The sequence below is a fragment of the Burkholderia sp. Ac-20344 genome (assembly GCF_017104975.1).
GTDB lineage: Bacteria > Pseudomonadota > Gammaproteobacteria > Burkholderiales > Burkholderiaceae > Burkholderia.
The window spans coordinates 1-7,399 of sequence record NZ_JAAGPP010000255.1; the positions used below are offsets into that span (position 1 = coordinate 1).

The following is a 7,399-nucleotide window of genomic DNA, read 5'->3' on the forward strand; positions in this document are numbered from 1 at the left end:
CGTGGCCATCGCGGCGACGCCCGGGTTCAGCGCAGCGGCGTGCCGGCCACCGCGGGCTGGGGCGCTGCCGTGTCGGCCGGCGCGGCGGGCGCGACCTTCTCGAGGCAATAGCCGAGGCCGCGCACGGTCGAGATCCGTACGCCGCTCGGTTCGATCTTCTTGCGCAGCCGGTGCACGTAGACTTCGATCGCGTTGTTGCTGACTTCCTCGCCCCATTCGCACAGATGGTCGACGAGCTGCTCCTTCGACACGAGCCGGCCGATCCGCTGCAGCAGCACTTCGAGCAGGCCGAGCTCGCGTGCGGAAAGATCGAGCACCTGGTCGTTCGCATACGCGATGCGGCCGACCTGGTCGAACGCGAGCGAGCCGTGGCGCACGACGGTCGGGCCGCCGCCCGCGCCGCGCCGGGTCAGCGCGCGCACGCGCGCCTCGAGCTCGTTGAGCGCGAACGGCTTGGCCATGTAGTCGTCGGCGCCGAGGTCGAGCCCCTTCACGCGCTCGTCGACGCTGTCGGCGGCCGTCAGGATCAGCACGGGGAGGTTGGAATTGCGGGCGCGCAGGCGCTTGAGCACGTCGAGCCCGGGCATTTTCGGGAGCCCGAGATCGAGGATCAGCAGGTCGAACGTCTGCATCGACAGCGCGGTATCGGCGTCGACGCCGCTCTTCACGTGGTCGACCGCATAGCCCGATTGGCGGAGTGACCGGGTGAGGCCGTCCGCGAGTATGCTGTCGTCTTCCGCGATGAGAATTCGCATGGTGCTGACCGATGGCCGGCAGGGCGTTCGCGCCGGTCGGCTGTCTCCGAAGTTATTCGTGTACAACGCAGCCTGCATTGCGGGCTTGCACAAAACACTGTTTTTTTATACAGTGTCTGCATTCGTGGGCAGCGCTTGAAAGCGGGCGCGCCTCTAACAGACGCTGCTCATCATAGCAAAGGACGATTCATGGAAGATAGCAAGAAGGGCTCCGGGATGACCGCCGAGAAGAGCAAGGCGCTGGCCGCCGCGCTTGCCCAGATCGAGAAGCAGTTCGGCAAGGGCTCGATCATGCGCATGGGCGACGGCGAGGCGACCGAGAACATCCAGGTCGTGTCCACGGGCTCGCTCGGTCTCGATATCGCGCTTGGCGTCGGCGGCCTGCCGCGCGGCCGGGTGGTCGAGATCTACGGTCCGGAATCGTCCGGTAAGACCACGCTCACGCTGCAGGTCATCGCCGAACTGCAGAAGATCGGCGGCACGGCTGCGTTCATCGATGCGGAGCACGCGCTCGACGTCCAATATGCCGCGAAGCTCGGTGTGAACGTGCCGGAACTGCTGATCTCGCAGCCGGACACCGGCGAGCAGGCGCTCGAAATCACCGACGCGCTGGTGCGCTCGGGCTCGATCGACATGATCGTCATCGACTCGGTCGCGGCGCTCGTGCCGAAGGCCGAAATCGAAGGCGAGATGGGCGATTCGCTGCCGGGCCTGCAGGCCCGCCTGATGTCGCAGGCGTTGCGCAAGCTGACCGGCACGATCAAGCGCACGAACTGCCTCGTGATCTTCATCAACCAGATCCGGATGAAGATCGGCGTGATGTTCGGCAACCCGGAAACCACGACGGGCGGCAACGCGCTCAAGTTCTACTCGTCGGTGCGTCTCGACATCCGCCGGATCGGCTCGATCAAGAAGAACGACGAGGTGATCGGCAACGAAACCCGCGTGAAGGTCGTCAAGAACAAGGTGTCGCCGCCGTTCCGCGAAGCGATCTTCGACATCCTGTATGGCGAAGGCATTTCGCGTCAGGGCGAGATCATCGATCTCGGCGTGCAGGCGAAGATCGTCGACAAGGCGGGCGCCTGGTACAGCTACAACGGCGAGAAGATCGGCCAGGGCAAGGACAACGCGCGTGAATTCCTGCGCGAGAATCCGGAAATCGCGCGCGAGATCGAGAACCGCATTCGCGAATCGCTTGGCGTGGTCACCATGCCCGATGGTGCAGGCCAGGACGAAGCCGAGGCGATGGACGAAGAAGAGTGATGGTCGGGCGCCGAGGTCAGGCTGGCGAGCCGGAAGCGAGCGACGTGCCCGAATCGGCGGGTCGCTCCAGCCGGCGAGCCGGATCCTCGGGCGCCGATCGGCGGAGCGCAGGCAGCGATGCCGCGAGCCGCACCGCGACGAGGGCATCCGACGATGCCCTCGTTTCGTTTGAGATCGCCGCACCGGTCGATCCGTTCGACGACGATGAATCGTTCGACGCGCACGACCGCTCTCGCCGTCGTGTGTCCGGTGTCAGCTTCCCGGGCGATCGCGCAGCCGATGCGGCGGCGCCGGCCAGGGAAGATGTCTATACGCGCAGCAGCCAGCATCCGCGCCGCACGCGTCGCGCGTCTGGCGCTTCTGCCGGCACTGCTTCCGGCGAAGCTCCCGCCGCCGGTGAGCGCAAGTCATCGAAGCCGCCGCGGTCATTGAAGGGCCGTGCGCTCGGCTATCTGTCCAGGCGGGAATACAGCCGCGCCGAACTCGCGCGCAAGCTCGCGCCCTACGTCGGCGAAGACGAATCCGTCGAACCCGTGCTCGATGCGCTGGAAAAGGAAGGCTGGCTGTCCGATGCGCGCTTTGCCGAGAGCCTCGTGCACCGTCGCGCGTCGCGTGTCGGCGTCGCACGCATCGTCAGCGAGCTGAAGCGTCATGCGGTTGGCGACACGCTTGTCGAGGAGGTGAATGCACAGCTCCGCGAGACCGAATGGGCGCGCGCGCAGGCGATCTGGCGCAAGAAATTCGGTGCACTGCCGCAAACGCCGGCCGAGCGTGCGAAGCAGGCGCGCTTTCTCGCCGCGCGCGGCTTCTCGAGCGCGACCATCGTGAAGTTGCTGAAGGTCGGCGACGATTTCCCGATCGACGACTGACCCTGCCGATCGCGCGCGGCGCGCGATTTTGCTGCAACGCAACCGCTTCCGGACAGGCGGGAATACCCGCCGTCGCGTCAAACTGTCTCAGATACCCGATATGCTAAAATCCACGGGTTTTCCTCTTCGGCCTCAACCTCCAGCATGCCGCTATCCGAGCCCGTGCCCCGTCAGTTGCGACATCAACGCGCAATCCGAGCGGAAGCGTATGAGCGCGGCGACGGCTTGTGGGACATCGAAGCCTGCCTGACCGACCACAAGCCGCGCGATGTCGCGCTTGCGTCGGGCATCCGGCCCCAAGGCCTGCCGATCCACGAACTCTGGCTGCGCGTGACTATCGATCGTGACCTCAATGTCGTCGACGCCGAAGCGTCTTCGGAATGGGTTCCCTATCCCGGTCACTGTCAATCCGCCCCTCCCGCCTATCGGGCCCTGATCGGGCTCAATCTCTTCCGCAATTTCCGCCGCAACGCGAACCGGCTGCTCGCCGGCGTCGCAGGCTGTTCCCATCTCACCGAACTGTGCGCCGTGCTGCCGACGGCAGCGATCCAGGCGTTCGCCGGTGATGTGTGGAACGTGCGCGAGGCGGGTGGCGAAGGGCCGGATCATGACGGCGTGCACGACGAAGCGCCTTTCCAGCTCGGCCGCTGCCGGGCATTGCGGTTCGATGGCGAGGTCGTGCGGCAGTACTACCCGCGCTGGTATGGCGTGAGCCGGCCGGACGTGCCCGGTGATGGCAGCACGAAGGAATGAACGGAAATCATTCGAAGAAGCGTCTTAAGCGACATTTCATCCAACTCTCAGACTGAAGGGAATCACGCATGAAGATTCACGAGTACCAGGGTAAGGAAATCCTGCGGAAATTCGGCGTCGCGGTACCGCGCGGCAAGCCGGCGTTCTCGGTTGACGAGGCCGTCAAGGTGGCAGAAGAGCTCGGCGGCCCGGTGTGGGTCGTGAAGGCTCAGATTCACGCGGGTGGCCGTGGCAAGGGCGGCGGCGTGAAGGTGGCGAAGTCGATCGAGCAAGTTCGCGAATACGCGAACCAGATCCTCGGCATGCAGCTTGTCACGCACCAGACCGGCCCGGAAGGCCAGAAGGTCAACCGTCTGATGATCGAGGAAGGCGCCGACATCAAGCAGGAACTGTATGTCAGCCTCGTCGTCGATCGCGTGTCGCAAAAGATCGTTCTGATGGGTTCGAGCGAAGGCGGCATGGACATCGAAGAAGTCGCCGAAAAGCACCCGGAACTGATCCACAAGGTCATCGTCGAGCCGTCGACGGGCCTGCTCGACGCGCAAGCCGACGACCTCGCCGCGAAGATCGGCGTGCCGGCTGCGTCGATTCCGCAAGCGCGCGCCATCCTGCAAGGCCTGTACAAGGCATTCTGGGAAACCGACGCGTCGCTGGCTGAAATCAACCCGCTGAACGTCTCCGGCGACGGCAAGGTCATCGCACTCGACGCGAAGTTCAACTTCGACTCGAACGCGCTGTTCCGCCACCCGGAAATCGTCGCGTACCGCGACCTGGACGAAGAAGATCCGGCTGAAATCGAAGCGTCGAAGTTCGACCTCGCTTACATCTCGCTCGACGGCAACATCGGCTGTCTCGTGAACGGCGCAGGCCTCGCGATGGCGACGATGGACACGATCAAGCTGTTCGGCGGCGAGCCGGCGAACTTCCTGGACGTCGGCGGTGGCGCGACGACCGAGAAGGTCACCGAAGCGTTCAAGCTGATGCTGAAGAACCCGGACCTGAAGGCGATCCTCGTGAACATCTTCGGCGGCATCATGCGCTGCGACGTGATCGCCGAAGGCGTGATCGCCGGTTCGAAGGCCGTGAACCTGAACGTGCCGCTCGTCGTGCGCATGAAGGGCACGAACGAGGACCTCGGCAAGAAGATGCTGGCCGATTCGGGCCTGCCGATCATCTCGGCGGACAGCATGGAAGAGGCTGCGCAGAAGGTCGTCGCGGCTGCCGAAGGCAAGTAAGCGCGCGCTATTGAATACGCATGGCGGCGCGGTTCGCCCGCGACGCCAATCGAACAGAGGTCAAAATACATGTCGATTCTGATCAACAAGGACACGAAGGTCATCACGCAGGGCATTACCGGCAAAACCGGTCAGTTCCATACGCGCGCCTGCCGTGAATACGCAAACGGCCGCGAAGCATTCGTCGCGGGCGTCAACCCGAAGAAGGCCGGCGAAGATTTCGAAGGCATTCCGATCTACGCAAGCGTCAAGGAAGCGAAGGCAGAAACCGGCGCGACCGTGTCGGTCATCTACGTTCCGCCGGCAGGCGCAGCGGCAGCGATCTGGGAAGCGGTCGAAGCCGATCTGGATCTCGCGATCTGCATCACGGAAGGCATTCCCGTGCGCGACATGATCGAAGTGAAGGACCGCATGCGCCGCGAAGGCCGCAAGACGCTGCTGCTCGGGCCGAACTGCCCGGGCACGATCACGCCGGACGAACTGAAGATCGGCATCATGCCGGGTCACATCCACCGCAAGGGCCGCATCGGCGTCGTGTCGCGTTCGGGCACGCTGACGTATGAAGCCGTGGCGCAGCTGACGGCACTCGGTCTCGGCCAGTCGTCGGCAGTCGGTATCGGCGGCGACCCGATCAACGGTCTGAAGCACATCGACGTGATGAAGATGTTCAACGACGATCCGGATACGGACGCAGTCGTGATGATCGGCGAAATTGGCGGTCCGGACGAAGCCAACGCCGCTCAGTGGATCAAGGACAACATGAAGAAGCCGGTCGTCGGCTTCATCGCGGGCGTCACGGCGCCTCCGGGCAAGCGCATGGGCCACGCCGGCGCGCTGATCTCGGGCGGTGCGGATACGGCCGAAGCGAAGCTGGAAATCATGGAAGCGTGCGGTATCACCGTTACGCGCAACCCGTCGGAAATGGGTCGCCTGCTGAAGAAGGCGCTGTAATATTTCCGCAGGGTTCGTCCTGCAAAAAACGCCGGCTCTGCCGGCGTTTTTTGTTATGCTCGCGCAATGAATTCGTAAGCACCGGCATGCATCGCGCATGTACCGGCGATGAACCGGGCCGCCCGCGGGCGGCCGCCGTCCTGCCCATCACACCATGCTCGAATTCCTGACGTCGCTCCACTGGGGCGCCGTGCTCCAGATCGTCATCATCGATATCCTGCTCGGGGGCGACAACGCGGTCGTGATCGCGCTCGCTTGCCGCAACCTGCCGGCGAACCAGCGGCTGCGCGGTGTCGTCTGGGGCACCGCGGGCGCGATCCTGCTGCGCGTCGCGCTGATCACGTTTGCGGTCGCGCTGCTCGATGTCCCGTTCCTGAAGCTCGGCGGCGGGTTGCTGCTGTTGTGGATCGGCATCAAGCTGATGGCACCGGCTAACGACGCGCACGATCACATCAAGCCGGCCGACCGGCTATGGGACGCCGTGAAGACGATCGTGATCGCCGATGCGGTGATGAGCCTCGACAACGTGATCGCGATCGCGGGCGCGGCCGAGCAGGCCGATCCGTCGCACCGGATCCCGCTCGTGATCTTCGGGCTCGTCGTCAGCGTGCCGATCATCGTGTGGGGCAGCACGCTGGTGCTGAAACTGCTCGACCGCTTCCCCATCGTCGTGACGCTCGGTGCCGCGCTGCTCGGCTGGATCGCGGGCGGGCTGATCGTGAACGACCCGGTCGGCGATCGCTGGCCGGTGCTCGATACGCCGCCGGCGCTTTACGGTGCGAGCATCGCGGGCGCGCTGTTCGTCGTGGCGATCGGTTATACGCTCAGGAAGCGCCGCGACGTACCGCACGCGCACTGACATTGGCCATCCGGCCGACTGCCGGATTCACGGCCCGCTGGCTACGATCGAAACGCCTGCCTTGACCGGCAGGCGTTTTTCGTTTCCGGAGCCTGCCATGTTCGAAGCCTTTTCCGTTTCCCTGTTCCGTCGCGTTGCCGCCGATCTGCGGCGCGCGAACCGGCTGTCGCCGCGCTGGCGGCCGGCCGGCTTCACGCTGATCGAACTGATGATCGTGCTGGCGATCGTCGGCGTGATCGCGGCCTATGCGATTCCCGCGTACCAGGATTACCTTGCGCGCTCGCGCGTCGGCGAGGGGCTCGCGCTCGCGTCGTCCGCGCGGCTTGCCGTCGCCGACAACGCCGCGAGCGGCGCGAGCCTCGACGGCGGCTACAGCCCGCCGGCCGCGACCCGCAACGTCGAATCCGTCGCGATCGACGGCGCGACCGGGCAGATCACGGTCGCATTCAGCACCCGCGTCGCCGCGGCCGGCGCCAATACGCTGGTGCTCGTGCCGTCCGCGCCCGATAAGGCCGACGCGCCTACCGCACGCGTGCCGCTCAAAAAGGGCGCGATGCAGGCCGGTGCGATCGCGTGGGAGTGCTTCGCCGCCGGCAAGGACGCGTCGACGCTGCCGGCACCTGGGGCCGGGCCGCTGCCGGGTGACGCCGCGACGCTGCCTGCGAAATATGCACCGGCAGAGTGCCGCGCGTAGTGCCGGCGGCGGAACAGGGC

The 7,399-nt window shown here is 65.3% G+C and carries 8 protein-coding genes; 7 read left to right on the forward strand and 1 reads right to left on the reverse strand.

Features of this window, described 5'->3' with window-relative positions:
* Positions 1-26 precede the first annotated feature (26 nt).
* Complete coding sequence (locus G3N64_RS37530; RefSeq protein ID WP_085042316.1) at positions 27-755, reverse strand: response regulator transcription factor; 729 nt, start codon at positions 753-755, stop codon at positions 27-29.
* A gap of 189 nt (positions 756-944) precedes the next feature.
* Here G3N64_RS37530 and recA point away from each other — a divergent pair, with 189 nt between their 5' ends.
* From recA to G3N64_RS37565, 7 genes are all read left to right on the forward strand, one after another.
* Positions 945-2,018, forward strand: coding sequence for a recombinase RecA (gene recA, locus G3N64_RS37535; protein WP_089473500.1), 1,074 nt, complete (start codon positions 945-947; stop codon positions 2,016-2,018).
* Positions 2,018-2,887, forward strand: coding sequence for a recombination regulator RecX (gene recX / locus G3N64_RS37540; protein ID WP_205788651.1), 870 nt, complete (start codon positions 2,018-2,020; stop codon positions 2,885-2,887). Before recA ends, recX begins: the two co-directional genes overlap by 1 nt.
* Before the next feature lie 144 nt (positions 2,888-3,031).
* Entirely contained in the window at positions 3,032-3,640 is a 609-nt protein-coding gene (locus G3N64_RS37545; protein ID WP_205788652.1) for a DUF2889 domain-containing protein, read from the forward strand.
* 68 nt (positions 3,641-3,708) lie between these two features.
* Positions 3,709-4,875 (forward strand): ADP-forming succinate--CoA ligase subunit beta, encoded by a 1,167-nt coding sequence (gene sucC / locus G3N64_RS37550; RefSeq protein WP_017334083.1) that lies wholly within the window; start codon positions 3,709-3,711, stop codon positions 4,873-4,875.
* A gap of 69 nt (positions 4,876-4,944) precedes the next feature.
* The gene (gene sucD / locus G3N64_RS37555; protein WP_010090788.1) at positions 4,945-5,826 is read left to right on the forward strand and encodes a succinate--CoA ligase subunit alpha; all 882 of its coding nucleotides are present in this window, start codon (positions 4,945-4,947) and stop codon (positions 5,824-5,826) included.
* A 154-nt stretch (positions 5,827-5,980) separates the two neighbouring features.
* Entirely contained in the window at positions 5,981-6,685 is a 705-nt protein-coding gene (locus G3N64_RS37560; protein WP_205788653.1) for a TerC family protein, read from the forward strand.
* Between the two features lie 97 nt (positions 6,686-6,782).
* Positions 6,783-7,379, forward strand: a complete 597-nt coding sequence (locus G3N64_RS37565) for a pilin (RefSeq protein ID WP_205788654.1) — start codon at positions 6,783-6,785, stop codon at positions 7,377-7,379.
* The last annotated feature ends 20 nt before the right edge of the window (positions 7,380-7,399 follow it).

What these genes read in the sequence shown, in the direction of transcription:
- G3N64_RS37545 (WP_205788652.1), top strand. Translation starts at nt 3,032, where the DNA reads ATGCCGCTATCCGAGCCCGTGCCCCGTCAGTTGCGACATCAACGCGCA.
- sucC (WP_017334083.1), top strand. Translation starts at nt 3,709, where the DNA reads ATGAAGATTCACGAGTACCAGGGTAAGGAAATCCTGCGGAAATTCGGC.
- sucD (WP_010090788.1), top strand. Translation starts at nt 4,945, where the DNA reads ATGTCGATTCTGATCAACAAGGACACGAAGGTCATCACGCAGGGCATT.
- G3N64_RS37560 (WP_205788653.1), top strand. Translation starts at nt 5,981, where the DNA reads ATGCTCGAATTCCTGACGTCGCTCCACTGGGGCGCCGTGCTCCAGATC.
- recA (WP_089473500.1), top strand. Translation starts at nt 945, where the DNA reads ATGGAAGATAGCAAGAAGGGCTCCGGGATGACCGCCGAGAAGAGCAAG.
- G3N64_RS37530 (WP_085042316.1), bottom strand. Translation starts at nt 755, where the DNA reads ATGCGAATTCTCATCGCGGAAGACGACAGCATACTCGCGGACGGCCTC.
- G3N64_RS37565 (WP_205788654.1), top strand. Translation starts at nt 6,783, where the DNA reads ATGTTCGAAGCCTTTTCCGTTTCCCTGTTCCGTCGCGTTGCCGCCGAT.
- recX (WP_205788651.1), top strand. Translation starts at nt 2,018, where the DNA reads ATGGTCGGGCGCCGAGGTCAGGCTGGCGAGCCGGAAGCGAGCGACGTG.